This window comes from Bosea sp. (in: a-proteobacteria) (assembly GCF_023953965.1).
GTDB lineage: Bacteria > Pseudomonadota > Alphaproteobacteria > Rhizobiales > Beijerinckiaceae > Allobosea.
On sequence record NZ_JAMLIX010000002.1, the window covers coordinates 622,902 to 647,712 of the forward strand.

The window sequence follows — 24,811 nt, forward strand, 5'->3', positions numbered from 1 at the left end:
CCCCGCGCGCATGACGAACCCGCCTCTTTCGCCCGCTTCCCGGCCCCTGCGCATCGGCCTTGCCGGCCTCGGCACGGTCGGCGCCTCGACGCTGCGCATCCTGCGCCGGCAGGAGAATGCTCTCGCCGCGCGCTGCGGCCGCGCGATCCGCGTCACCGCCGTCTCGGCGCGCGACCGCAGCCGTGACCGCGGCGTCGATCTTGGCGGGCTTTCCTGGTTCGACGATGCCGTGGCGCTGGCGGCCTCCGACGAGATCGACTGCTTCGTCGAGCTGATCGGCGGCGCCGACGGCCCGGCCAAGGCCGCCGTCGAGGCGGCGCTGTCGGCCGGCAAGCATGTCGTCACCGCCAACAAGGCGCTGCTCGCGGCCCATGGCGTCGCGCTGGCGGAGCTGGCGGAGCGCAAGGGCGTGGCGCTCGCCTTCGAGGCCTCCTCGGCCGGCGGCATCCCGATCGTCAAGACGCTGCGCGAGGCGCTCTCCGGCAACAGCGTCAGCCGCATCTCCGGCATCCTCAACGGCACCTGCAACTACATCCTCTCGCGCATGGAGCAGGAGGGGCTGACCTTCGAGGCCTGCCTGAAGGACGCCCAGCGCCTCGGCTATGCCGAAGCGGACCCGACCTTCGACGTCGAGGGCTTCGACACCGCCCATAAGCTCGCCATCCTGACGAGCCTCGCCTTCGGCACGAAGATCGACGCCGAAGCGATTCATGTCGAAGGCATTTCCGCGATCGCGCCGCTCGACCTCAAGATGGCCGACGATCTCGGCTACCGCATCAAGTTGCTCGGCGTCGCCGAGCGCACCAGGACCGGCATCGAGCAGCGCGTGCACCCGACCATGGTGCCGAAATCCTCGGCCATCGCGCAGGTGATGGGCGTGCTCAATGCCGTCAGCGTCGATGCCGACGCGGTCCGGGAGATCACGCTGGTCGGCCCCGGCGCCGGCGGCGACCCGACGGCGTCCGCCGTCGTCGCCGACATTGCCGATGTCGCGCGCGGCACGGCGGGCCTGCCCTTCGGCCTGCCGGTGGCGCGGCTGGAAGAACCCCGGCGCGCGCCGATGCAGCGGCACGAGGGCGGCTACTACGTCCGGCTCGCCGTCGCCGACCGGCCGGGCGCCGCCGCGGCGATCGCAACCCGGATGGCGCAGGCCGACATCTCGCTGGAAAGCATCGTCCAGCGCCGCTCGCCCGAGGCCGCCCATCGCGATCCGGAGGGGCGCTCCGGCGCGCCGGTCCCGGTCGTGCTCATCACCTACGCCACCAGTGAAACCGCCATCCGCGCCGCGCTCGAGAAGGTCACGGCCGACGGCCATGTCGCGGAACCGCCGCAAGTCATTCGCATAGAACGGGAGTAGGCAATCGCGATCATCGCCTGCCGACTGCCTAAAGAAACCGGGAGCCCTCCATGTCCGTCGATCTCCGCATCTCGCCTGACCAGATCATCGAGCGCTATCTCTCGATGGAGCTGGTGCGCGTCACCGAGCGCGCCGCCGTCTCCGCCGCCCGCTGGCGCGGCCACGGCAACGAGAAGGCCGCCGACCAGGCCGCGGTCGACGCGATGCGCCGCGAGCTGAACCGCCTGCCCATCGACGGCGAGATCGTCATCGGCGAGGGCGAGCGCGACGAGGCGCCGATGCTCTTCATCGGCGAGAAGGTCGGCAACCGGCAGGGCCCGAAGGTGCATATCGCGGTCGATCCGCTCGAGGGCACCACGCTCTGCGCCAAGGACATGCCGGGCTCGATCGCGGTGATGGCGATGGCCGGCGCCGGCAGCCTGCTCTATGCCCCCGACGTCTACATGGACAAGATCGCGATCGGCCCCGGCTATCCCAAGGGCGTCATCGATCTCGACGCTTCCCCGGCCGACAACATCAATGCGCTCGCCAAGGCCAAGGGCGTCAAGCCCAGCGAGATCTCGACCCTGATCATGGATCGCCCGCGCCATGCCAAGCTGATCGAGGAGGTCCGCAAGACCGGCTGCTCGATCCGCCTGATCACCGACGGCGACGTCGCCGGCGTGATCTTCTGCACCCAGCCGGAGAAGACCGGCATCGACCTTTATCTCGGCATCGGCGGCGCGCCGGAAGGCGTGCTGGCGGCCGCCGCGCTGCGCTGCGTCGGCGGCCAGATGCAGGGGCGCCTGATCCTCGACACCGAGGAGAAGCGCCAGCGCGCCGCGACCATGGGCGTCAAGGACCCGAACAGGAAATACGACATGCTGGACATGGCCTCGGGCGACGTCATCGTCTGCGCCACCGGCGTCACCGATGGCGGCCTGCTCTCCGGCGTGCGCTTCGGCCAGGACGTGATCGAGACGGAGACCATCGTCTACCGCTCGATCACCGGCACGGTCCGCCGCATCTATGGCGAGCACCGCGAGTTCTCGAAGTTCCAGCTCGACTGAGAAGGGGCCGTCGGCCGTCGGACTGAACGACTGCCGGCTGCCGATTTCATGGATTCGCAGGCTCACCGCCTTTTCCTCGGCGTTTCGCGCTCCGTGCTCGGCCGCCCCTGGCGCGACCGGCTCGATATCGCCGGCCTCGGCCGCGCCGAGGCTCTGAGCCAGCAGCAGGGCCTGCCGGACATCCTCGCCCGCCTGCTCGCCTTCCGCGGCGTCGCGCCCGCCGAGGCGGCGCGCTTCCTCGAGCCGAAGCTGCGCGACGTCCTGCCGGACCCGTCCGTGCTGACCGACATGGATCCGGCCGCGGCCCGGCTGGCCCGTGCCGGCATGCGGGGCGAACGCGTCGCGATCTTCGGAGACTACGATGTCGACGGCGCCTGCTCGTCCGCCTTGCTCGCGTGGTTCCTGACGCAGGCCGGCGCGCGCCCGCGTATCCATATCCCCGACAGGCTGATCGAGGGCTACGGCCCCAACAGCGAGGCGATCCGCATGCTGGCCGGCGAGGGCGCGACCCTCTTGGTCACGGTCGATTGCGGCACCACCAGCGGGGAGCCGCTGGCGGAGGCGCGCCGGCTCGGCCTCGATGTCGTCGTGCTCGACCACCACCAGGCGCCCGAGCGGCTGCCGGCCGTCGCGGCGCTGGTCAACCCGAACCGGCAGGACGATCTCTCCGGCCTTGGGGCTCTCTGCGCCGCCGGCGTCGTCTTCCTCGTCATGGTCGCGACCAGCCGGGCGCTGCGCCGGCAGGGCCACTGGGCGGCGCTGGGCGGCGAGCCCGACCTCCTGCGCGCGCTCGATCTCGTCGCGCTGGCGACGGTCGCCGACGTCGTGCCGTTGCAGGGCCTCAACCGCGCCTTCGTGCGGCAGGGGCTGGCGATGATGCGGATGCGCGGCCGGCCGGGTCTCGCCGCGCTGATGGACGTCTCCGGCCTCGACGGGCCGATCCAGCCCTGGCATCTCGGCTTCCTGCTCGGCCCGCGCATCAATGCCGGCGGGCGCATCGGCGACGCCGCGCTCGGCGCGCGCCTGCTGCTGACTGAGGACGAGGTCGAGGCGCGCACGATCGCAGCCGAGCTCAACCGGCTCAACCAGGAGCGCCAGGAGATCGAGCGCCTCGCCGTGCTCGAGGCAGTCTCGCAGGCGGAGCACGAGCTCGCCGGCGTGGCGGAACTGCCGGTCCTGCTCGCCGGCAGCGCCGACTGGCACCCCGGCATCGTCGGCCTCGTCGCGGCCCGGCTGAAGGAGCGCTTCCGCCGCCCGGCCTTCGCGCTGGCGCTCAACGGTGAGGGCGGGGCCACCGGCTCCGGCCGCTCGGTCGCGGGCGTCGATCTCGGCCGGGCGGTGCGGGCCGCCGTCGAGGCCGGGCTCGCGCTCAAGGGCGGCGGCCATGCCATGGCGGCGGGCGTGACGCTGGCGGCCGGGCAGGCGCAGGCCTTCCACGCCTTCCTCAACGCCCGTCTGTCGCCCGAGGTCGGCGCCGCGGGCGAGGCCGAGGCGCTCTTCGTCGACGCCGCGCTCTCGGCCGGCGGCGCCAGCCCCCGCCTGCTCACCGAGATCGAGCGGGCCGGCCCCTTCGGATCGGGCAGCCCCGAGCCGGTCTTCGTCTTTCCGGCGCATCGCCTGACTGAAGCCGTCGAGATCGGCAGCGGCGGCCATGTCCGCGTCAAGCTGCGCAGCGGTGACGGCGCCGTGATCGGCGGCATCGCCTTTCGGGCGGCGCAGGAGCCGCTGGGCCGGGCCCTCATCGCCGCGCGCGGCGAGAGCGTGCATCTCGCCGCGACGTTGTCGCTCAACCGCTGGGGCGGCCGGGAGGCGGCGGAGCTGCGCATCCTCGATCTTGCCCGGCCGACCTGAGGTGCAAGCGCCCCGCGATTTTTCTTGTGAGCGGGTGCTTGCGGAGCGGAAAGCCTGCCACTATACCTCGCCCCGCCTCGGCAGGAACCTCCGCGGTTTCCGGGCAAGCGGTCTTCGTCTATCGGTTAGGACACCAGCCTTTCACGCTGGGAAGACGGGTTCGATTCCCGTAGACCGCGCCATTCAGGCATTCAAGCGCTTGATCTGAAAGACGTTATTGGCTTTCATGGCTTCTGCTCGCCCTGCCGCTGCAAAGGGCGCTACAAGGTGGCTGTTCCAATGACCTCCCTGACCCGCGACCAGCATGAGTAAGCCATTCGAAGGCAAGACCGTCATCGTATTCGGAGCGGGAGCCTGCGGCCCTGGCTGGGGCATCGGCAAGGCCGCCGCGGTCTCCTACGGCCGGCGCGGCGCCAATGTCGTCTGCGTCGATATCGACGGGGAAGCGCTGGCGCAAACGCACCGGATCATTGCCGACGAGGGCGGCATCAGCACGGCGATCCGCGCGGATGTCTCGTCCCAGGCGGATGTCCGCATGGCCCTCGATGCCGCCGTCAGCACCTATGGCGGCCTCGACATCCTGCACAACAATGTCGGGATGCCCGCGGCCGGCGGTCCCGAGGCGACGAGCGAGGAAACCTGGGACAGGGTCGCGGACGTCAACGTCAAGGGCACGTTCCTGACCTGCAAGCACGCGCTGCCGCTGCTGCAGGCGGCCGGCGGCGGTTCCATCATCAATATCGGCTCCGTCGCGGGCCTGCGCTATCTCGGCATGCCGCAGATCGCCTACGCCACGACCAAGGGATCGCTCGTCGCCATGACGCGCGCGATCGCGGCGCAGTACGGGGCCCAGAACATCCGGGCGAACGTGATCTCGCCCGGCATCACCGATACCCCGCTCCTGGCCCGTGGAGCCAGCATGACCTTCCGGGAAACCCTGGGCATCACCGATCCCGACGAAGCCATGGCCCTGCGGGCGCGCACGATCCCGCTTCGCCGGTTCGGCACGGCCTGGGACGTCGCCAATCTCGCGATGTTCCTCGCTTCGGACGAGGCGAGCTACATCACCGGCACGGAGCTCGTCGTCGATGGCGGCCTGACGGCGCAGGTCCAGTTTCCGATGACGTGAGCGAGCGCGGCCGGCCTGATGCCGGCCGGCGCGTGCCTTGAGGTTTCGCGGAATCCGGCGCCGAAGGCTATCGACGCCGATCCTCCAGGATCATGGCCGCGCCCTTCTCCGCGATCATCATCGTCGGCGCGTTGGTGTTGCCGGAGGTGATCGTCGGCATCACCGAAGCATCGACGACGCGCAGGCCCTGAAGGCCGATCACCCGCAGTCGTCCGTCGACCACGGCATCGGGATCATCGGCCAGCCCCATGCGCGCCGTTCCCACCGGATGGAAGATCGTGGTGCCCAGCTCGCCGGCGGCGGCAAGCAGGTCCGCGTCGCTGGCGCAGCCCGGGCCGGGCGATACTTCCTCGGGATGAAAACCGCTCAAGGCCGGCTGCGATACGATCCGACGCGTCAGCTTCAGCGCCTCGACGGCAACCTGCCGATCCTCCTGCGTGGCGAGGTAGTTCGGCCTGATCGCGACCGCGCGCGGATCGTCGGCGGCCGTCGCATGGCTGCTGCCGCGGCTGCTCGGGCGCAGATTGCAGACGCTGGCGGTGAAGGCCGGGAAGCGGTGCAGTCCCTCTCCCCATTTATCGAGCGAGAGCGGCTGGAAATGGAATTCGAGATTGGCGGTCTCATAGCGTTCGGAAGATCTTGCGAAGGCGCCGACCTGTGAAGGCGCCATCGTCAGCGGTCCGCGCCGCCGCAGCACGTAGTCCAGCCCCATCAATCCGCGCCGGAACAGGTTCCGGTAGTCTCCGTTCAGCGTCCGCGCATTGGCGACGCGGTAGACGGGCCTGATCTGGAGGTGGTCCTGCAGATTCTCGCCGACGCCGCGGCGTTGATGGATGGGCGTCACGCCGATCCCCGTCAGGCGCTCTCCGTCTCCGATGCCGGAGCGTTCCAGCAGGGCCGGCGAGCCGATCGCGCCGGCTGCAAGGATCACCTCGCCGCCGGGCCGCAGGTTCGCGATGCGCTTCTGCCCGCCCTCGCGCAGCACCACGCCCCTGGCGGCCGGACCCTCGAACAGCACGCGCTCGATCTCGGCATGGGTCAGCAGGGTCAGGTTCTTGCGCGTGAGCGCCGGTTTCAGGAAGGCGGTGGCCGCGCTCCAGCGCCTGCCGCGCCGCTGCGTGACCTGGAAGTAGGAGGAGCCGGCATTATCCCCGCCGTTGAAGTCCTCGATCTTGGCGATCCCGGCGCTCTCGGCCGCGTCGCGGATGCGGTCGAGCAGGTCCCACCGCACGCGCGGGTATTCCACCCTCAGTTCGCCGCCGGAGCGATGACAGGGCGATGGCGGCGCCTCGTGGTCCTCGTGCCGCAGGAAATAGGGCAGCACCTCGTCCCAGCCCCAGCCTTCGAGCCCGCGCTGGCGCCAGCCGTCGTAATCGGCCGCCTGGCCGCGCATATAGATCATCGCGTTGATCGCCGAGCTCCCGCCGATCACGCGCCCGCGCGGATAGGCCAGGCGGCGCCCGCCCAATCCCGGCTCGGCCTCGGTCTCGAAGCGCCAGTCCGCGCGCGGATTGCCGATGGCGAAGAGATAGCCGACCGGAATATGGAACCAGATCCAGTTGTCGCGCCCTCCCGCCTCGACGACGAGCACGCGCTGTGACGGGTCGGCCGAAAGCCGGTTGGCGAGCAGGCATCCGGCCGAGCCGGCCCCCACGACGATGAAGTCATAAGCCTCCCCGGAGCCGGGGAGGGAATCTGCAGCCGCGGTCACATCACCGCTCCGACCTGCCAGGGCACGAATTCGTTATGGCCGTAGTCGTGCTCCTCGCTGAGCGTCGGCTTGCCCGAGGCGGTCTCGATCATCGCCCGGAAGATGCGCTCGCCGACCTCTTCGACCGTTTCGTCACCGGTGACGATCGTGCCGCAATTGATATCCATGTCGTCCTGCATGCGCTCGTACATCGGTGTGTTCGTCGCCAGCTTCAGCCCGGGTGTCGGCTTGTAGCCCGCGGTCGAGCCGCGTCCGGTGGTGAAGCAGACGAGATTGCAGCCGCCGGCCACCTGGCCGGTCACCGCGACTGGATCATAGCCGGGCGTGTCCATGAACACAAAGCCCGGCTCATCGATCCGCTCGGCATATTCATAGACGGCGTTGAGGTTGGTGCTGCCGCTTTTCGAGATCGCGCCGAGCGACTTCTCAAGGATCGTGGTCAGGCCGCCGGCCTTGTTGCCGTGCGAGGGATTGTTGTTGAGCTCGGCCTTGTTGCTGGCGGCATAGTCGCGCCACCAGGCGATGCGCTCGAGCAGCTTCTCGGCCACGCGCGGGCTCGCGGCCCGGCTGGTCAGGAGATGCTCGCCGCCGTAGATTTCAGGCGTTTCCGAAAGCACCGCGGTGCCGCCGTGGCGGACCAGCAGGTCCGCCGCATGCCCCAGCGCGGGATTGGCGGAGATCCCGGAATAGCCGTCCGAGCCGCCGCATTCGAGAGCGACGACCAGCTTCGAGGCGGGCTGCATGCTGCGCCGCGCCGCGTTCGCCCGGTCGAGCATGGCGCCTATGGCGTCGATCGCGGCCGCGATTGTCTTCTTGGTCCCGCCGACCTCCTGGATCGTCATGGTCCGCAAGGCCTCGCTTTCCGAAAGGCCGTGCTTCTCCATCAGGAGCGGAATCTGGTTGGTCTCGCAGCCCAGCCCGATCATCAGGGCGCCGGCGACATTGGGGTGCCGGGCATAGCCGGCGATCGTGCGCGTCAGATAGGCATAGCCCTCGGCCTGCGTGTTGATCGCGCAGCCGCCGCCATGCGTCAGCGCGACGACGCCGTCGATATGCTCGAAGCCGGCAAGCCCGCCGCCGCGGTTGAAATAATCCGCCGCCGCGTGGGAGACGGTGGCCGAGCAGTTCACCGAGGACAGGATCGCGATGAAATTCCGCGTCCCGACCCGTCCGTCCGGCCGCAGATAGCCCTGGAAGCCGGCGCGCTCGGCCTCCGGCACGAACGCGGTCGGCCGCGCGGTGCTCGAGAAGGCGTGATGCAGCTCGACGTCGCGCATCTCGACATTCTGGGTGTGGACGTGCTCGCCCGCCGCGATCGGCTGGCTGGCATAGCCGATGACCTGCCCGTATTTCACCACGGGCTCGCCGGCCGCGATCGGCCTCAACGCCACCTTGTGGCCGCGCGGTACGTCGACCAGCGTCGTCAGGCCCTCGCCGATCGTCTCGCCGGCGGGGATCGGTCGGCGCGAGGTCGCGACATTGTCTTCGGCGGCGAGCCTGATCAGGGCTGGGACATCGGTCATGATGCGGTTTTCCGGGGCACTCGCGCGGGTTCGGCGCCTTCGCCGATCAGCCGCGCCTGCGGCAGGGTTTCGAGCGCGGCGATGGCCGCGAGTGTCCGCTCGGCCGCCTGCGCCCCGATCAGGGGCGCGGCGTCGTCGCGGAAGCGCTGGCGGACCTCAGCGGCGCTCATCGAGGCGAAGTCGTCATGGCGCTGCTCGACGAGCCGGCCATCGCTCATCCGCACGCGAATATGGCAGCCGCTGCGGGCGGGATAGGCGGCGGAGAGCTCGGCGTCGATCACGACCGCGCATCGTGCCGCGAGCGCGGCGAGCTCAGGGGCCTGGAAGCGCGCCCAGGCGCCGGCGTCGAGACGGCCGGCCAGAAGCGTCGAGGCGACCGCGAAGGGGATGCTCATCACCGCGGCCTGGAAGGTGTCGATCCCGGTCGCGGCGGCGCAGCCCGGATAGGCTGCGGCCTGGCCGGTCACGCGGATCTCGACAGCCTCGATCCCGCCGCTGTCGAGGGGCGGCATCGCGGCGGCCACCTGCGCCGGGGTCTGCGCGAAGAAGCAGGCCGGGACGGGCTTGAAGGCGATCTGGTCGAACTCGAAGGTTGAGCCGAGATCGCGGGTCAGCTCGGCGCCGCGCGCCCGCACGCCATAGCCGGCCAGCAGGCCCGAAACACCGTCGAGCGCTCCTGGAGCCGCCTCGAAACCCTCGGCCGCCAGATAGGCGCTGGTCACGCCGTTGCGCGCGGCGAAGGCGGCGTGCACGACATGCTCGCCGGTGCCCGCGCGCGCCCATTCGTTGAAGCCGATCGCCGTCTGGGCGGCGAGCGACCCCGCGACCGCGATCCGGCGCGCATCGAGACGCAGCGCCGAAGCCACGGCCATCGCCGCCGCGGCCGGCGCGGCGACGGCGGTGGGGCGGAAGATCCTCGCCAGCTCCGGCGACATCACCGCGCGCGCGATGCGGCCCATGATCTCGTAACCCGCCGCGATGCCGCGCTCGAGATCCAGCCCGCTGCCGCCGCGTTCCTCCAGCGCCGCCAGAACCGCGGGGATGACGATGATGCCGGGGTGGGTCGCGGTCGGCAGATGCGTGTCGCTGCGATCGGTGGCCGCGGTGGCGAGCGCGTTGACGAAAGCCGCGTCGCCGGCATTGGCGCGGTGGCCGGTGGTCAGCACATGCGCCAGGCCCCCCGCGGCCCGCGGCATCACCGTGAGCGCGGCCTGGGCCCTCGCATCGTGATGAAGGTGCAGGCAGCCCCAGACGCAGTCGATGAGCGAGCTGCGCAGCCTCTCGCGCACCCGCGCGGGCAGGGCCTCTGGCTGCAGGCCGGCGGCGAATTCCGCCAGCGTCAGCAGAGCCGGTCGCTCCGCCGTCATCTCAGTCGTGCTTCGCCGGGGGCGGCACCTGCCCGGTGCCCTCGGCCGCCAGCAGCGTCATCAGGAAGGTCTGCGCGTATTCGAGGCGCGAGGCCGGCGTCATCGGCGTCATCGCGTAATAGGCGCGCCGGCCGAGCCCGACCGAGACCTGGTTCTTGCTCTTCAGCATCGCGATATACTCGGCCACGGCCGCGTCGAGCCCGGAGCGCGGCACCACCTTGTTGACCAGACGCAGCTCCAGCGCCCGCGCCGCGGAGAAGCGATCGCCGGAATAGAGGATGTCGAAAGCCTCCTTGGGCGGCACCATCGGGATCAGCACCGCGAGCGCCAGCGCCGGGAACTGCCCGTAATTGACCTCCGGATAGCCGAACTCGACATCGTCGGCCGCGACCGCGAGGTCGCAGAACGAGAGCAGGCTCATGCCGCCGGCGACGCAATGGCCGCCGACGCGCGCCACGATCGGAACATTGGCGCGGGCGAAGGCCTCCTGCATCTGGACGAAGGCGAGCGCATAGGCGCTGCGCTGTTCCAGCGTGCCGTGCGGATGCCCGTCCGGCCGGCCGCCGCCGCAGAAATAGGGGGCGGCACCGGTGACCACGATCACCCTGACGGCCTTGTCGGTGGCGGCCCGGTCGATCGCCGCGATGATCGCCGCGGTCGTGCGCCGGTCGATCCGGTTGTTGTCCTCGGGCCGGTTGAGCGTGACGGTGAGGACCCCGTTGTGAAGATCGGTCAAAACCACGTCGGTCATGGCGGCAATGTCCTCAAGGGCGTCACGAGACGAGCGTCTTGAGCTCGTAATGGATCTCGGAATGCGGCAGGCGGGTCGAATAGAAGGTGATGATCTCCTCGACGCCGCCCTGGTCGATCGGTCGGCCCCAGGCGCCGCCCGCCGGCCCGTTGCAGGGCAGTTGCGAGCCGAAATAGGGGACCTTGCGCGCCTCCTCCATGGTCATGAAGCGGCCGGCGATCCGAAGCTCGACCTCGCGCACCGTGGAGGGATCGACGCCCCAGTCGAACAGCGCGTTCACGCCGATGAAGTCGAAGCGCATGTTCTCGTCGGCGACGCCGCAGCGCTCGCGGAGCTGGCCGCGCACCATCTCGGCCGCTTTCCTGGCCTTGTCGTAGCAGCCGACGCCGCCATAGACGATGCGGCTCATGCCCATATAGCCCTCGCGCACGGCCAGCGCGACGCGCGCATCGGATGTGCGCGGCCGCCCGGTCGTGCCGTCGACGCGCACGCGGTCCGGGCCGAGCTGCTCGACCCGCGTCGTGGTGAAGTCGACGACGCCGCTGGCATGGACGTAGTTCTTCGGGTCGCCGATCTCGTAGAGCAGCTGCTCGCGGCAGGTCAGCTCGCTGATGACCCCGCCCGTGCCGGCGACCTTGCTGATCGTGGCGCCGCCATCCTCGTCCATCTCGATGATCGGGAAGCCGAGGCGGTGCATGTCGGGCACGTCCTTGTAGCCGGGGTCGTAGAAATAGCCGCCCGAGAGCTGGGCGGCGCATTCGGCGAGATGCCCGATGCCGAGGCCGCAGGCGATCTTGTCCCAGTCCTGGCCCGTCCAGCCGAATTCATGCATCATCGGGGCGAGGAACTGCTCGGAATCGCCGGCGCGCTGGGTCAGCACGATGTCGGCGCCGCCCGCGAGCGCTTGCCGGATCGCGTCCGTGCCGCCATAGGCCAGCGCCCCGAGCACGTTGTTGCCGAGCGCGGAGACCGGCTTGCCGGTCTCGATCACCGTCGGGTCGAGCCGGCGCAGCTGGTCGAGCACGTCGCCGCCGGTGGAGTAGGCGATCTTGACGTCCTTCAGGCCGAGCTCGCGGCAGATCTCGGCCGCGAGCATGCCGGCGCCGTCGGGGTCGAAGCCGCCGGCATTGGCGATGATCCTGGTGCCGTTGCGGATGCAGGCCGGCGCGACCGCGCGCAGCTTCGCCGCGAGCTGAGCGTCGAAGGCGGGCAGGCCGTTCGAGCGGCGGATCAGCGCCAGCGAGATCGCCTTCTCGGAGGTGCAGTCGAAGACGATGTAGTCGAGTTCGCCCTTCTCGGCGAGCAGCTTGGCGGCGTCGAGGTCGTCGCCCTCATGGGCGGAGCCGGCGCCGAGCCGGATGGTGCGCTTGGTCATGCTGCTTCTCCCGTCGGCTGGCCGGGATGGCCCCTGGAGGCCAGCCCTTTCGGCGCCACGTCGCAATCGATCATCATTTCGAGCAGGCAGGCGCTGTAGCCCTTGCCGTGGCCGTCGATCATCAGCGCCTTGGTGACGCCGCCGTCGAGCGCATGCTCGATCAGGAAGTTGAAGGCGGACAGGTTCGGCAGTTCGAAGCGCCTGGCCGGCCCTTTCGCCAGCGGGGCGAAATGCTTCAGCACCGCCTCGGCCGTGACGTGCTGCTTCACCCAGTCGTAATCGGCGGGATCGTAGCAGAGCAGGCCGAGATTGACGGTGTCGCCCTTGTCGCCGGAGCGGGCATGGCAAACGTCCTTGAGCATAACCTTGGGCATGTCGTCCTCGTCGATCCGGCTCAGGAGAGCCCGTATTTCGCTTCCGTCGCGGCGATCCAGCTCCGGTCCCACCGGTTCTGCGCGATCGCCCGCACGCCTTCCTCCTCCTTCGCCAGCTGCGCGCCCGCGGCAGTGATCAGGCGCCCGGCTTCGGTGGGCGGAAAGGCGACAAGGCCGTCGGTATCGCCGACGACGATGTCGCCCGGCGCGATCACCAGCGTGTCGATCGCGACCGGGATGTTGTATTCGCCCGGCCCCGTCTTGAAGGGGCCGCGGCAGGTCGTGCCCCGCGCGAAGCAGGGAAAGTCCTTGCGTCCGATCTCGTCGGTGCCGCGGACGGCGCCGTTGATGACGATGCCGCGGCAGCCGATGCTTTCCAGATAGGTCAGCATGATCTTGCCGGTGACGGCCTGGGCGACCTCGCCGCCGGCGTCGACGACGAGCACGTCGCCGCGCCGGACATGGTCGAGGGCGCGATGCAGGACCAGGTTGTCGCCGGCACGCACCCGCACGGTGACGGCCGTTCCCGCCATCCGCCCGCCGCGATGCCAGGGCCGCAGCAGGCCGGTTCCCACCAGGCCTTGCATGTTGTCGCTCAGGATGGCGGTGGGCAGGCCGGCGAGGGCGTCGAGCGTCGCGGCAGGAACCTGTTCTGCCGAGGCGTTGCGGCGCTCGCCGATCGGACGGTGGGGCGTCATCGACGGAACCTTCCTCAGAGCACGGGCGGCGGCGGCAGCGTGTCGCCGATGATGGATTCATAGATCTTCTTCAGGTCGCCGTTCTCGCGATGGAAGAAGACGAAGGTGTTCAGCCATTGCAGGAGATCGGTGTCGCCCGAGCGCACGCCGATGCTGTACCAGTTGCGCGGCGGGATGATGATCTTGATGTCGTACTTGCCCGGGAAACGCTTGATCAGGGCCGAGCCGGGCACGTTGCCGACGCCATAGGCATCGACCTGTCCGCTCGCCATGGCCGCCATGGCCTGGGCATCGTCGTCGAAGCGGACGATCTGCACGTCCTTGGGCAGGGCCGCCATCATCACCTGCTCGGTATAGGTGCCGCGCGACACCGAGATCTTCTTGCCGGCGAGATCGCCATAGGCTTTCGCCGCAAGCCCGACCGGCCCCATGATGACCGAGGTCACCGAGCCGTAGGGCGCGCTGAACCAGACCGACTTGGCCCGGTCCGGGAAGATCGAGAACGCGCCCATCATCATGTCGACGCGGCCGGTGACCAGATAGGGAATGCGGTTGGCGGCGGAGGTCGGCACGATCTCGAGCTCGACGCCGAGATCCTTGGCGATCAGGCGCGCGGTTTCCACTTCGGATCCCGCCGGCTGCTGCTTTTCGTCCTGATAGGCGAAAGGCGGCGCCGACATGTCCATGCCGATCAGGACCTTGCCGCGCTTCAGGATGGCGTCGAGCGTGCCGCCGGGCGCCTGGGCCGCGGCCGGCAGCGCGAGCATGGCCGCCAGCGCGACGGCCGACAGGCAAGTGATGAGGCTGCGTCTTGCTATCATGGTGATCCTCCCCTTTTTTGGCCTCTAGAGACTGGTCGCGATGAACTGCTTCAACTCCGGCGTGCCCGGCTGGCTGAACAGCGTGGCGGGCGGCCCCTCTTCCCAGATCAGCCCCTCGTGCATGAAGACGACGTGGTCGGCGACCGAGCGCGCGAACTGCATCTCGTGCGTGACCAGGATCATCGTCATGCCCTGCTGGGCGAGATCGGCGATCACCTTCAGCACCTCGCCCTTGAGCTCGGGGTCGAGGGCGGATGTCACCTCGTCGAACAGCATCACCTTCGGCGAGAGCGCCAGGCAGCGCGCGATCGCGACGCGCTGCTGCTGGCCGCCGGAGAGATGGTCGGGATAGGCGTCGCGCTTTTCCAGCAGGCCGACCTGCCTGAGCGCGTTCTCGGCGATCGTGCGCGCCTCGGCCAGAGCCATGCCGCGCACCACCGTGAGGCCGATGGTGATGTTGCGCTCGACGGTCAGATGCGGGAACAGGTTGAAGCTCTGGAAGACGAAGCCGATATCGCGCCTGAGCGCCCGCAGCGCCTTCTCGTCCGGGAGAACCGGCTTTCCATTGACGGTGATCTCGCCGCCCTGGATCTTCTCCAGCCCGTTGATGCAGCGCAGCATCGTGCTCTTGCCGGAGCCGCTGCGCCCGATCACGACCACGACCGAGCCACGCGCCACCGAGAGCGTCACGCCCTTCAGGACCTCGAATCCGCCATAGGATTTACGAACCGACGTGAGCTGAACGATCGACATTGAAATTCCGTTCGATGCGATGGCTGAGTTCCGCCAGGGGCATGCACAGCACGAGATAGATGGCGCCGACGACCAGGAAGGTGCTCAGCGGCTGGAAGGTGACGCCGGAGATGAGCTGGCCCGCGCGCGTGACCTCGACGAAGCCGATCAGCGACGTCAGCGCGGTTCCCTTGAGGATCACCACCATCATGCCGACGGTCGGGGCGAGCGCGATGCGGAAGGCCTGCGGCACGATGATGTAGCGAAGCTGCTGCATCCGCGACATGCCGATCGAGGCCGCGGCCTCCCATTGCGTGCGGGCGACGGCCTCGATCGAGCCGCGCCAGATCTCGACGAAGAAGGCCGCCGCGTTCAGCGTCAGCGCGATGGCCGCGACCGTCATCGAGGACAGCTTCACCGGCAAGAGCAGCGTCAGCATGAAGAACCACAGGAAGAGCTGCATCAGCAGCGGCGTGCCCTGCAGCACCTCCACGAAGCCGATCGCGAAACCGCGGAGCACGCGGCTCTTCGAGATGCGCATCAGCGTGACGAGCCCGCCGACGATGCCCCCGCCGGCGAAGGCGATCAGCGCCAGCAGCACGGTCCAGCGCGCGGCCTCGATCAGATAGATGACGTCGTTGAGCCCGAAGGTGCGGAAGCCCATGCCTCAGACCCCCGCGCCGGCTGCCGCGCCGCGCCGATAGGGGAACAGCACGTAGCCGAGGCTGCGTGCGCCCGCCCGCAGCAGGAGCGTCATGATGAAATAGATCACGATCGAGACGAGATAGACCTCGATGCTGCGGAAATTGAGCGTCTGGATATGGCCGGCGAATGAGGTCAGCTCGTCGACGCCGATCGCCGAAATCACGCTCGTGCTCAGCATCAGCAGGATGAACTGGCTCGACAGCGCCGGGTAGACCTTCTGCAGGGCCGGCACGAGGACGACGTGGCGGAAGACCTGCAGCCGCGACATCCCGATCGACAGGCCGGCCTCGACCTGGCTTCGGTGCACCGCCCCGAGGCCGGCCCTGATGATTTCCGTCATGAACGCGCCATTGTAGAGGACGAGTCCGATCAATGCCGCTACATAGGCGTTGAGACGAATGCCGAGACTGGGCAGGCCGAAGAACAGGATGAAGAGTTGGACCAGGAACGGTGTATTGCGCATGATTTCGACATAGAGGCGCGCGACCGCGCGCACCCATGCGAACCGGGACCGGCGCGCGACCGCGCCCAATATCCCCACGGCGACGCTCAGGAACGCGGCGACGAAGGTGAACGCCAATGTTACCAGCAGGCCGTTGAGCAGCCAGGTCCAGTAGCGCGTGACCTCGCCGAATTGGAAGGTGTAGTTCATCGGGCAGGAACCCTGAAATAAAGACGACGAAGCTCGTGCCGAGACGACGTTCGCCCTGGCCCTCCGAAGCGATTTCCTCAGTCTGGTTCTTTCTGACGCCCTCTGAGCGGGGCGCTCTCTCGTTGACAGGCGAGGCCTAACATGATTGGCTTTCGCCCGCAATAGCCATTTATGGAGATTCCAAGGTGTCGTCCGCTTCTGCTTCCGGGGACGAGGACGGCGCGGTCGGCGAGGCGCTCTATCTGCGTTTCGAGCGCATCCTGCGCCGCTCGATCGAGAATGGCACCCTGCCAGCCGGCACCGTCCTGCTCGAAGGCCCGCTCGCGGAGATCCTCGGATCGAGCCGGGCGCCGGTGCGCCAGGCCCTGATGCAGTTGCAGGGGGCCGGGCTCGTCGAGCGCTTCGAGGGCCGCGGCTACCGTGTCGGCGGCGACAGGGCCGGCGTTCGCCGGGTCAAGCTTTCCGCCGGGATGCTCGATATCGACGAAGCGCCGGAGATGCTGAAGCGCTCCTTCGCCTGGCAGGGGATCTATGAGGAGGTCGAGCGGATGATCATTCACCGCTCGGCTTTCGGCAGCTACCGCGTCAACGAGCTCGAGCTCGCCCGCCACTACAATGTCGGGCGCACCGTCGCTCATGACGTCCTGGTCAGGCTGCAAAGCCTCGGCATGCTGGAGAAGGATGAGCGCCAGCGCTGGATCATCGTCTCGCTCGACCGGGAGAGGCTGAACTTTCTCTACGAGCTGCGCGAATTGCTGGAGCCGGCGGCGCTCGCCCAGGCGATCCCGCACCTGCCCCGGGGCGAGGTCGAGGCGATGCGCCAGCGGCTGCTCGATTGCCTGAAGGCCTATCCGGCCGTCACCGCCACGCAGATGAACGAGCTGGAATACGATCTCCATGTCCGCTGCCTCGAGGCCTGCCCCAACAAGGAGCTGCTCGGCGCCCTGCTGCGCTCGCGTTGCGTGCTGACGCTGAGCAAGCATGTGCTCGGCGTCGAAATGGACGTGCCGGTGCATGAGCCCTTCATGGAAGAGCATCTGCACATCTTCGACGCCATGCTCGCCGGCAAGGAGAAGGGCGTGGCCAAGGCGCTGCGCGCGCATCTCGAACTGTCCCGTCCGAAGGTCGTCGCGCGGCTGGAGGAGTTTCGGCGGGTGTTCACCCCGCCGCCGCTCGGTTACGTCAGTTGAGCCGTCCGATGGTGCGCACGCTTTCCCTCGTCGACGGCTTCGGCTTCGACAACCTGCGCTGGATCGATCGCGAGCCGGCCGATCCCGGCCCCGGCGAGGTGCGCGTCCGCATCACGGCGCTCGCCCTCAACTATCGCGACCTCCAGGTGGTCGAGGGGGTGCGCCGGATCCCGCTGCCGCTCGTGCCGCTGTCCGATGCCTGCGGCGTGGTCATGGCTCTCGGGGCCGGCGTCACCGGTTTTTCGGTCGGCGACCGGGTGATGCCCGCCTTCATCAAGGGCTGGCATCACGGGCCGCTGCCGCTGCTCGACAGCCTGCCGACGCTGGGCGGACCGCTCGACGGCGTCGCGCGCGAGGAGGCGGTGTTTCCCCAGGACGAGCTGGTCGCCGTGCCGCCGCATCTTTCCGATGCCGAGGCCGCGGCGCTGCCCTGCGCCGGCGTCTCCGCCTGGAATGCTCTTTTCGTGGCGACCGCGCTGAAGCCGGGGGATCATGTGCTGGTCCAGGGCACGGGCGGCGTCTCGCTCTTCGCGCTGCAATTCGCGAAGCTCGCCGGCGCGCGCGTCACGCTGATCTCCAGCAGCGACGGCAAGCTCGAACGGGCCCGCGCGCTCGGAGCCGATCTCGGCATCAATTACCGGGCCGAGCCGGATTGGGGCGCGGCCATCCTCGCCCGGGCCGGGCCGGTCGATTGCGTCGTCGAGGTCGGCGGCACGCAGACGCTCGGGCAATCATTGGTCTGCCTGCGCAATGGCGGGCATGTCAGCTTCGTCGGCTTCCTGTCGGGGACGACGCCGTCGTTCGACCTGGGCGAGCTCAGCCGCAAGGGCATCGGGCTGCGCGGCATCCGGGTCGGCAACCGCGACAGCTTCGAGGCGATGGGCCGCGCCGTCGCGCAGCATCGGCTTAAACCCGTCATCGATGGCGTAAGGCCGTTCGACGAGGTTCCGCAGGCGCTGCGGACCTTCAAGCAAGGCGGCCATTTCGGCAAGGTCTGCCTGACGCTCTGACGCTTTCGGGAGACGGCCGTGACCGGCTCCCTGCCTCCACCGCTCACAGGAGAGAATGACGATGATTGCCGGCGCGCGCTTCCTGCACACCATGCTTCACGTCGCCGATATCGAGCGCAGCATCGCCTTCTATACCGATGTCCTCGGCATGCGGGTGCTGCGGCGCGGCGACATGCCCGACGAAGGCCGCCGCAACGCCTTCATCGGCTACGGCCCAGAGGAAAATACCACCGTCCTGGAGCTGACGGATTATCGCGGCCGCTCCGCTTACGAGGCCGGTGACGCATTCGGCCATATCGCGCTCGGCATGGACGATGTCCGCGAGGCCTGCAGGCTCATCGCGGCCGCGGGCGGGCAGGTCACCCGGGAGCCCTTCACCATCGCCTCGGGCAAGGTCATCGCCTTCCTGGCGGACCCGGACGGCTACGCCATCGAGCTGGTCCAGCCGGCGCCGGCCGGTTAGATCATCGCGCGTCCTATCGGACGCGATAACGATGATCTATCTCATTGTTCGAGCATCGGATTTTTCCGAAAAGTGGATTCCACTTTTCGGTCCGATGCTTTAGCCGGGCCGCCGGCCGCGCGGCCCGAGATAGAAGCGCGCGGCGTTCCCGCCGAACACCGCCGCCTTTTCGGCGGGCTTGAGGCCGCCGAGCAGGTTTTGCGCCGCCTCGCGCCAGGAATCGTAGCTGCCGGCCTTGGTCAGCACCGGCCAGTCGCTGCCCCACATCAGCCGCGCCGGTCCGAATACGGCCAGCAGATGATCGACATAGGGGCGCAGCGTCTTGGCGCTCCAGTCGCCACGGGCTTCCGTCGCGAGCCCTGAGACCTTGCAGAGGGTGCGCGGCCTTGCCGCGATCGCCGCGATGTCGGCCCGCCAGGGATCGAGCGCCGCGTTGCGGATCTCCGGTTTGCCGCCATGGTCCAGAACCACGGGCAAGCCGGGATAGCGATCGAGAAAGGCGCAAAGCCGCGGCAGATGGCGCGGATAGACCAGGGCGTCGAAGACCAGCCCGTGCTCCTGCATGGCGGCGATGGCGGGCGCGATGTCGCGGCGCAGCAGCCAGTCGTCGTCATCGAGGTCCTGCACCATCGGCCGCAGGCCGACGAGGAGCCGCTCCCCAGCCAGCTCCGCGATCTGCCGGGCTGCGTCGGGCGCGGTGAAGTCGACCCAGCCGACGACGCCGAGAACGAAAGGCGCCCGCTCGGCGATGTCGAGCAGGTAGCGTGTCTCCGCGACCGTCTGCGCCGCCTGGACCAGGATCGTGCCGGTGATGCCGTGGCGGGCGAGCAGGGGGGAGAGATCCTCCGCCCCGAAATCGCGATAGAGCACGCCCGCTTCCGGCGTCAGCCAGCCATAGTCGCCACGCGCGGTGGCCCAGAAGTGCTGATGGGCGTCGATCATGAGACGGCTCGACCCATGGGCGACCGGGCCTGACGGGTCAAGGCGCTCGTCCCTGTCAGAGCGTCGGAATGTTGTTCAGCGGCACGCCCATCCACTTCTCGTTGATGCGCGAGATGTTGCCGTTCTGGATGTTGAACATCAGCGCGGTGTTCAGCCACTGCAGCAGGTCGGTATGGCCGCGCGCCACGCCGGCGCCGTACCAGAACTTCAGCACCGAGAACTTCTCCTCGAAGCCGCGGTCGGGAAAGCGCTTGTAGAGCGTCTGCGCGATGGCGGGCGTGGTGATCAGGCTGTCGACCTGGCCGGTGATCAGCGCGGCGCTGGCCGCGGCATCGTCGTCGAGGCGCACGATCTGCGCGCCCTTCGGCGCATTCTGTCCGAGCGCGATCTCGGCGGCCGAGCCGCGCGTGGTCGCGATCTTCTTGCCGTCGAGATCGGCATAGTTGCGGATCGTCGTGCCCTTCGGCGCGATGATGATCGAACCGGTGGTGCCATAGGGCGTCGTGAACCAGACCGACTTCGCCCGCTCCGGCGTGATCGCGAAGGTCGCCATCACCGCATCGACCCGGTTCGTCGTCAGATAGGGCACGCGATTGGCCACGGTCGTCGGCACGATCTCGAGCTCGACGCCGAGATCCTTGGCGAGCATCCGCGCGGTCTCGACCTCAGACCCCTGCGCCTCCTGCTTCTCGTCCTGGAAGCCGTAAGGCGGCGAGTTGATGTCGATGCCGACGAGCAATTTACCGCGCTTGATGATCTCGTCGAGCCGCTGCGCCGATGCCGGCGCGGCCATGAAAAGGCAGGCGAGAGCAGCGACGGCAAAGCGCGCGATGAGGTTCGTGCGAGACATGATGGCGATCTCCCTGATTTCCCCTGGCGCCTGCGGGCGCGGGCGATCGGTTATTCCGACCTTGGAGGCTATCTAGATCATAAATGCCCAATGCGTGCAACAGCCATTCATAGGGCGGCGAGGTCATCCCGCGAAGCGCGGCTCGCCGACCCCCCTGACGCCGAGGCCGTGAATGGCGAGCACGCAGCCCGCCAGAGGCTGTTGCTCCGCTTCGCCGGGTTGCAGGAAGATCGTGCCCGTCGTCACATACATCGTCTCGAGATCGGGCCCGCCGAAACAGCACATCGTCGGATAGCGCGTGGGCAGGCGAACGATGCGGTCGATGCGGCCGACCGGGTCGAAGCGGACGATCATGCCGTCATAGATCATCGCGCACCAATAGCCGCCCTCGCTGTCGAAGGCGGCGCCATCGACGCGGCAGGGCATGTCCGCCGTCGAGCAGAACAGGCGCCGATTGGAGATCACGCCCTCTTCCAAGTCGAAATCATAGGCGAAGAGGACGTCGGACTCCGAATCCGACATCATCATCGTGCGGTCGTCGGGGCTGAAGGCGATGCCGTTGGGCACGATGAAGCCCACGTCCATCCGCGTGCATTCCCGCCCGTCGAGCCGATAGAGCGAGCCGAGCGGCGTGACGGAATCCTCGCCGCGGGAGCCGCACCAGTAGCGCCCGCGACGATCGCATTTCCCGTCATTCATGCGGTTATCCGGAAGATCCGGCTCCGCTTCGACGATGAGGCGGCGCGTGAACGCCCCATCCCCGTCCCGGGCGCGCAGATCGAGGCGAAAGAAGCCGTCCTCCATCGCTGCGAGAATGCCGCCATCGGCGCGAAAGCCGAAGGAGCCGATGCGCTTCGGCAGGGCCCAGCGTGTCGGCGCTCCGCCGGGCGCCTGCCGGAAGATCGCCCGGCCCCGCGCGTCGATCCAGTAGAGATGCCCGTCATCCGGGTTCCAGAGGGGACACTCGCCGGCGAGGTTGGCCAGGGAACAGAATTGCTCGATCTCGACGACACGCTTCACGGGATCATCGCCTCCGACATGGCGCTACAGCGAAGCGAAGCTTGCCTCGATCAGGCGGCGCGCGCGAGGACCGTTGTCGATGCGCTCGTGCATCTTGTTCATCAGATAGGAAAAGCTCAGCCCCGTGTCGGGATCGGCCAGCCCGATCGAGCCGCCGACGCCGTGATGGCCGAAAGCGTTCTCGTTCGGGCCCATCCAGGCCCATTCCGGCGAATTGCGCAGCATGCCCAGCGCCTGGCAGTAATCGCGGTTGTTGACGATCTCGGTCAGGCGGTGCTGCTGCGTCGTCATCGTCGCGATCGTGTCCGGCCGCATCAGGGTGACGCCATCGAGCCTGCGCCCGGCAACCAGGCAGGCATAGAAGCGGGCCACGGCGCGGGCCGTGCCGTGGCCGTTGCCGGAGCCGTGCTCGCAGGAGCGGAACGCGGGCGAGTTGCTGCTCTCGGGCAATTGCGCCGTCGCCTTGGCGATCAGGGAATCCGGCTCCGCCGCCGCTTTCTGGAAGATGGTGCCGCGCTCGGCGTTGACGAACTCGGCCGCGCGCGCGTGATCCGCGACCGGCAGGCCGACATGGAAGTCGAGCTTCAGCGGCAAGGCGATCTCGTCGCGCAGGAACGTGCCGAGCGTCTTGCCGGACACCCGCCGCACGATCGCGCCGATGAGGAAGCCCATGGTGAGGACATGGTAGCCGGCCTGGCTGCCCGGCTCCCAGTTCGGTGCCTGCGCGGCGAGGCCTTCCTCCATGGCCTGCGTATCGAAGATCCCGCCGCGATGGGCCGGGCGGTCGATGCGGGCGAGGCCGGCGCGATGATCGAGGATATAGCGGACGGGGATCTTCGCCTTGCCCGCCTGCGCGAATTCCGGCCAGTACCGCGCGATCGGCGCATCGAGATCGACGAGCCCGCGATCGACCAGCATCATCAGGCAGGTGGCGGAGAAGGCCTTGGTCGTCGACATCGTGTTGACGATCGTGTGCTCAGACCATTCGATCGTGCGGGCCTTGTCGGCGTGGCCGCCCCAGAGGTCGTAGATCTTCCGGCCATGCCGGTATCCCGCCGTCGACGAGCCGATCTCCTCGTCGTTGGCGAAGCCCTGCGCATAGGCATCGACGACCCCGGCGAAGCGCGGATCGACATAGCCCTGGATGCGCGCCGGCCCGGCCGGCGTCTCGACCACCCGCTCGACCCGTTCCAGCCCCGCATGGCCGAGGGTCTCCTCGCCGTTCATGTGAAAGTGCGTGGCGACCGTCATGAGGCATCTCCGGCATGCTGGCTGGGGGAGCTCTTTCGAGCGGGGGCAGCACCGGCCGGCGCGGGATCGCGCCGGGCGCGCCAGAGCCCGTGCCAGCGGTTGAACTCGCCGACGATGCCGGTGCGGAAGGCCAGGACGCAGAAGATGAAGATCAGCCCCTGGATGACGGTCACCCAGGAGCCGAAGCGGGCGAGATATTGCTCCATCGCCGTCATCACGAAGGCCCCGACCACGGGCCCGAAGATCGTGCCCATGCCCCCGACCAGGGTCATCAGGACGACGTGGCCCGAGGTGGCCGCGTGGACTTCCGTCAAGGTCGCGATGCCGAAGGCCAGCGCCTTGACGCCGCCCGCCATGGCCGAGAACGTCGCGGAAACGATGAAGGCGATCAGCTTGTAGTGCGCGGTGTCGTAGCCGAGCGATGCCGTCCGCGTCTCGTTCTCGCGGATGCCCTTCAGGATCTGGCCGAAGGGCGAATGCACGACCCGGTGGATGACGGCGAAGCCGAGCAGGAAGACGACCGCGCAGAACCCGTACATGGCGAGGTCGTTGTCGAGCGGGATCAGCCCGAGGAGCCGGCCGCGCGGAACGTGCTGGATGCCGTCCTCGCCGCCGGCGAAAGGCGCCTGCAGGCAGAAGAAATAGACCATCTGCGCCAAGGCGAGCGTGATCATCGCGAAGAAGATGCCCTGCCGGCGGATCGCCACCCAGCCGAAGGCCGCGCCCATCGCGGTGCCGACGAGCCCGCCGGCCAGGACCGCGAGCTCCGGCGTCAGGCCCCACTCCTTCGCGGTCCAGGCCGAGATATAGCTGCCCATCCCGAAAAAGGCGGCGTGGCCGAAGCTCATCAGCCCGGCGAAGCCGACCAGCAGGTTGAAGGCGCAGGCGAAGAGCGCGAAGCACAGCACCTTGATCAGGAAGACCGGGTAGAGCAGCAGCGGCGCCACGGCGACGACGGCCGTCAGGATCGCCATGCGCAACGCCCATGAGCCCTTCCGGCTGCGCTGTTTCCGCAGCGCGCCGAGGGCCGTGCCGGACATCTCGATTGCGGACATCAGCGCGCCTTTCCGAAGAGGCCGTTCGGGCGTGTCGTCAGCACCACGACCATGATGATGAAGATCACCGTCGAGGAAGCGGCCGGGTAGAAGACCTTGGTCAGTCCCTCGACGATGCCCAGCCCGAAGCCGGTGGCGATCGAGCCCATGATCGAGCCCATGCCGCCGATCACGACGACGGCGAAGACGATGACGACCAGATTGGTGCCCATGCTCGGATTGACCGAATAGATCGGCGCCGCGAGCACCCCGGCCGCCGCCGCGAGCATGATGCCGCCGGCATAGGTCAGCGCGATCATCCGGGGCACGTTGACGCCGAAGGACAGCACCAGCTTCGGGTTTTCGGTGGCTGCCCGCAGCCGCGCGCCGATCGGCGTCTTCTCGATGACCAGCCAGGTGCCGAGGCAGATGACGAAGGCCGCGACGACCGCGAACAGACGATAATACGGGATGAACAGGATGCCGGCATCGAAGCCGCCGCGCAGCTGCGGCGGAACGGGATAGGGATTGCCCGTGCTGCCGAAGGCGTTGCGCATGATGCCCTCGATCACGAGCGCCATCCCGAAGGTCAGCAGCAGGCCGAGATGCGGGTCGAGACCGTAGATGCGCTTGATCACGATGCGCTCGAGCAGCAGCGCGAAGGCTGCGACGATCAGCGGCGCCACGATCAGCGCGCCCCAGAAATTGACGGCGAGCCAGGGCGGCACCGACAGGCCGGGCGAGATCATCGGCAGCCAGGTGTTGGGAAAGCCGATCAGCCAGGCCACGAAGGCGCCGAGCATGAAGAACGCGCCATGCGCGAAGTTGATGATGTTCATCATGCCGAAGATGACGGCCAGGCCCAGCGAGAGCAGCGCGTAGAAGGCGCCGTTGATCATGCCGAGCACCAGTTGGCCGAGGATGAGTTCGAGCGGCACGCTCGCCAGGGCGGTCAT

The 24,811-nt window shown here is 68.5% G+C and carries 24 protein-coding genes and 1 tRNA gene; 8 read left to right on the top strand and 17 right to left on the bottom strand.

The features are described from left to right. The first annotated feature begins 10 nt into the window (after nt 1–10). The 5 genes from M9917_RS18090 (at nt 11) to M9917_RS18110 (ending at nt 5,386) form a co-directional block, all read left to right on the top strand. Nucleotides 11–1,357, top strand: coding sequence for a homoserine dehydrogenase (locus M9917_RS18090; RefSeq protein ID WP_297256009.1), 1,347 nt, complete (start codon nt 11–13; stop codon nt 1,355–1,357). Between the two features lie 50 nt (nt 1,358–1,407). Continuing rightward, complete coding sequence (glpX, locus tag M9917_RS18095) at nt 1,408–2,406, top strand: class II fructose-bisphosphatase (RefSeq protein ID WP_297256011.1); 999 nt, start codon at nt 1,408–1,410, stop codon at nt 2,404–2,406. Nucleotides 2,407–2,454: 48 nt separating this feature from the next. Beyond that, nucleotides 2,455–4,257: a single-stranded-DNA-specific exonuclease RecJ gene (gene recJ / locus M9917_RS18100; protein WP_297256013.1), complete on the top strand. Its 1,803-nt coding sequence runs from the start codon at nt 2,455–2,457 to the stop codon at nt 4,255–4,257. 107 nt (nt 4,258–4,364) lie between these two features. Continuing rightward, nucleotides 4,365–4,439 (top strand) — tRNA-Glu (locus tag M9917_RS18105). 122 nt (nt 4,440–4,561) lie between these two features. Continuing rightward, nucleotides 4,562–5,386 (top strand): SDR family NAD(P)-dependent oxidoreductase, encoded by an 825-nt coding sequence (locus M9917_RS18110; RefSeq protein WP_297256014.1) that lies wholly within the window; start codon nt 4,562–4,564, stop codon nt 5,384–5,386. Nucleotides 5,387–5,453: 67 nt separating this feature from the next. Here the strand turns inward: M9917_RS18110 and M9917_RS18115 are convergent, their stop codons facing one another. Genes M9917_RS18115 through M9917_RS18165 form a run of 11 tightly spaced genes read right to left on the bottom strand, consistent with a single transcriptional unit; the run spans nt 5,454 to nt 16,095 of the window. Next, on the bottom strand, nt 5,454–7,097 hold the full coding sequence (locus M9917_RS18115) for a GMC family oxidoreductase (RefSeq protein WP_297256016.1): 1,644 nt from the start codon (nt 7,095–7,097) through the stop codon (nt 5,454–5,456). Next, nucleotides 7,094–8,620 (bottom strand): UxaA family hydrolase, encoded by a 1,527-nt coding sequence (locus M9917_RS18120; RefSeq protein ID WP_297256019.1) that lies wholly within the window; start codon nt 8,618–8,620, stop codon nt 7,094–7,096. Before M9917_RS18120 ends, M9917_RS18115 begins: the two co-directional genes overlap by 4 nt. Beyond that, nucleotides 8,617–9,987: an MmgE/PrpD family protein gene (locus tag M9917_RS18125; RefSeq protein WP_297256022.1), complete on the bottom strand. Its 1,371-nt coding sequence runs from the start codon at nt 9,985–9,987 to the stop codon at nt 8,617–8,619. The genes M9917_RS18120 and M9917_RS18125 overlap by 4 nt, the downstream gene beginning before the upstream one ends. Nucleotide 9,988: 1 nt before the next feature. Further along, entirely contained in the window at nt 9,989–10,738 is a 750-nt protein-coding gene (locus tag M9917_RS18130) for an enoyl-CoA hydratase/isomerase family protein (protein WP_297256023.1), read from the bottom strand. Between the two features lie 22 nt (nt 10,739–10,760). Continuing rightward, nucleotides 10,761–12,113, bottom strand: a complete 1,353-nt coding sequence (locus M9917_RS18135) for an acyclic terpene utilization AtuA family protein (protein WP_297256025.1) — start codon at nt 12,111–12,113, stop codon at nt 10,761–10,763. Continuing rightward, nucleotides 12,110–12,487 (bottom strand): AtuA-related protein, encoded by a 378-nt coding sequence (locus M9917_RS18140; RefSeq protein WP_297256027.1) that lies wholly within the window; start codon nt 12,485–12,487, stop codon nt 12,110–12,112. Before M9917_RS18140 ends, M9917_RS18135 begins: the two co-directional genes overlap by 4 nt. 20 nt (nt 12,488–12,507) lie before the next feature. Then, entirely contained in the window at nt 12,508–13,185 is a 678-nt protein-coding gene (locus tag M9917_RS18145) for an RraA family protein (protein ID WP_297256029.1), read from the bottom strand. 14 nt (nt 13,186–13,199) lie between these two features. After that, nucleotides 13,200–14,006, bottom strand: coding sequence for a transporter substrate-binding domain-containing protein (locus M9917_RS18150; RefSeq protein WP_297256031.1), 807 nt, complete (start codon nt 14,004–14,006; stop codon nt 13,200–13,202). Nucleotides 14,007–14,030: 24 nt separating this feature from the next. Continuing rightward, nucleotides 14,031–14,759 (bottom strand): amino acid ABC transporter ATP-binding protein, encoded by a 729-nt coding sequence (locus M9917_RS18155; protein WP_297256033.1) that lies wholly within the window; start codon nt 14,757–14,759, stop codon nt 14,031–14,033. Next, a complete protein-coding gene (locus M9917_RS18160) occupies nt 14,728–15,402 on the bottom strand; it encodes an amino acid ABC transporter permease (RefSeq protein ID WP_297256035.1) in 675 nt (224 codons plus the stop codon). Before M9917_RS18160 ends, M9917_RS18155 begins: the two co-directional genes overlap by 32 nt. 3 nt (nt 15,403–15,405) lie before the next feature. Then, the gene (locus M9917_RS18165; RefSeq protein WP_297256037.1) at nt 15,406–16,095 is read right to left on the bottom strand and encodes an amino acid ABC transporter permease; all 690 of its coding nucleotides are present in this window, start codon (nt 16,093–16,095) and stop codon (nt 15,406–15,408) included. A 185-nt stretch (nt 16,096–16,280) separates the two neighbouring features. On the opposite strand from M9917_RS18165, the gene M9917_RS18170 reads away from it, so the two are divergent. Genes M9917_RS18170 through M9917_RS18180 form a run of 3 tightly spaced genes read left to right on the top strand, consistent with a single transcriptional unit; the run spans nt 16,281 to nt 18,758 of the window. Continuing rightward, complete coding sequence (locus tag M9917_RS18170; protein ID WP_297256039.1) at nt 16,281–17,285, top strand: GntR family transcriptional regulator; 1,005 nt, start codon at nt 16,281–16,283, stop codon at nt 17,283–17,285. After that, the gene (locus tag M9917_RS18175; RefSeq protein WP_297256041.1) at nt 17,282–18,295 is read left to right on the top strand and encodes a zinc-dependent alcohol dehydrogenase family protein; all 1,014 of its coding nucleotides are present in this window, start codon (nt 17,282–17,284) and stop codon (nt 18,293–18,295) included. Before M9917_RS18170 ends, M9917_RS18175 begins: the two co-directional genes overlap by 4 nt. A gap of 55 nt (nt 18,296–18,350) precedes the next feature. Next, nucleotides 18,351–18,758 carry a VOC family protein gene (locus M9917_RS18180; protein ID WP_297256043.1) on the top strand — a complete coding sequence of 136 codons (408 nt, stop codon included), beginning with the start codon at nt 18,351–18,353 and terminating at the stop codon, nt 18,756–18,758. Between the two features lie 99 nt (nt 18,759–18,857). On the opposite strand, the gene M9917_RS18185 is transcribed toward M9917_RS18180, so the two are convergent. The 6 genes from M9917_RS18185 to M9917_RS18210 all read right to left on the bottom strand — a co-directional run bounded on the left by M9917_RS18185 (nt 18,858) and on the right by M9917_RS18210 (nt 24,811). Continuing rightward, entirely contained in the window at nt 18,858–19,700 is an 843-nt protein-coding gene (locus M9917_RS18185; protein ID WP_297256044.1) for an amidohydrolase family protein, read from the bottom strand. A gap of 55 nt (nt 19,701–19,755) precedes the next feature. Next, nucleotides 19,756–20,550 (bottom strand): transporter substrate-binding domain-containing protein, encoded by a 795-nt coding sequence (locus M9917_RS18190; protein WP_297256046.1) that lies wholly within the window; start codon nt 20,548–20,550, stop codon nt 19,756–19,758. Between the two features lie 123 nt (nt 20,551–20,673). Further along, complete coding sequence (locus M9917_RS18195) at nt 20,674–21,570, bottom strand: SMP-30/gluconolactonase/LRE family protein (protein ID WP_297256048.1); 897 nt, start codon at nt 21,568–21,570, stop codon at nt 20,674–20,676. 24 nt (nt 21,571–21,594) lie between these two features. Beyond that, complete coding sequence (locus M9917_RS18200) at nt 21,595–22,821, bottom strand: serine hydrolase domain-containing protein (protein WP_297256050.1); 1,227 nt, start codon at nt 22,819–22,821, stop codon at nt 21,595–21,597. Next, nucleotides 22,818–23,876, bottom strand: coding sequence for a branched-chain amino acid ABC transporter permease (locus M9917_RS18205; protein WP_297256052.1), 1,059 nt, complete (start codon nt 23,874–23,876; stop codon nt 22,818–22,820). Before M9917_RS18205 ends, M9917_RS18200 begins: the two co-directional genes overlap by 4 nt. Then, nucleotides 23,876–24,811, bottom strand: coding sequence for a branched-chain amino acid ABC transporter permease (locus M9917_RS18210; protein ID WP_297256053.1), 936 nt, complete (start codon nt 24,809–24,811; stop codon nt 23,876–23,878). The genes M9917_RS18205 and M9917_RS18210 overlap by 1 nt, the downstream gene beginning before the upstream one ends.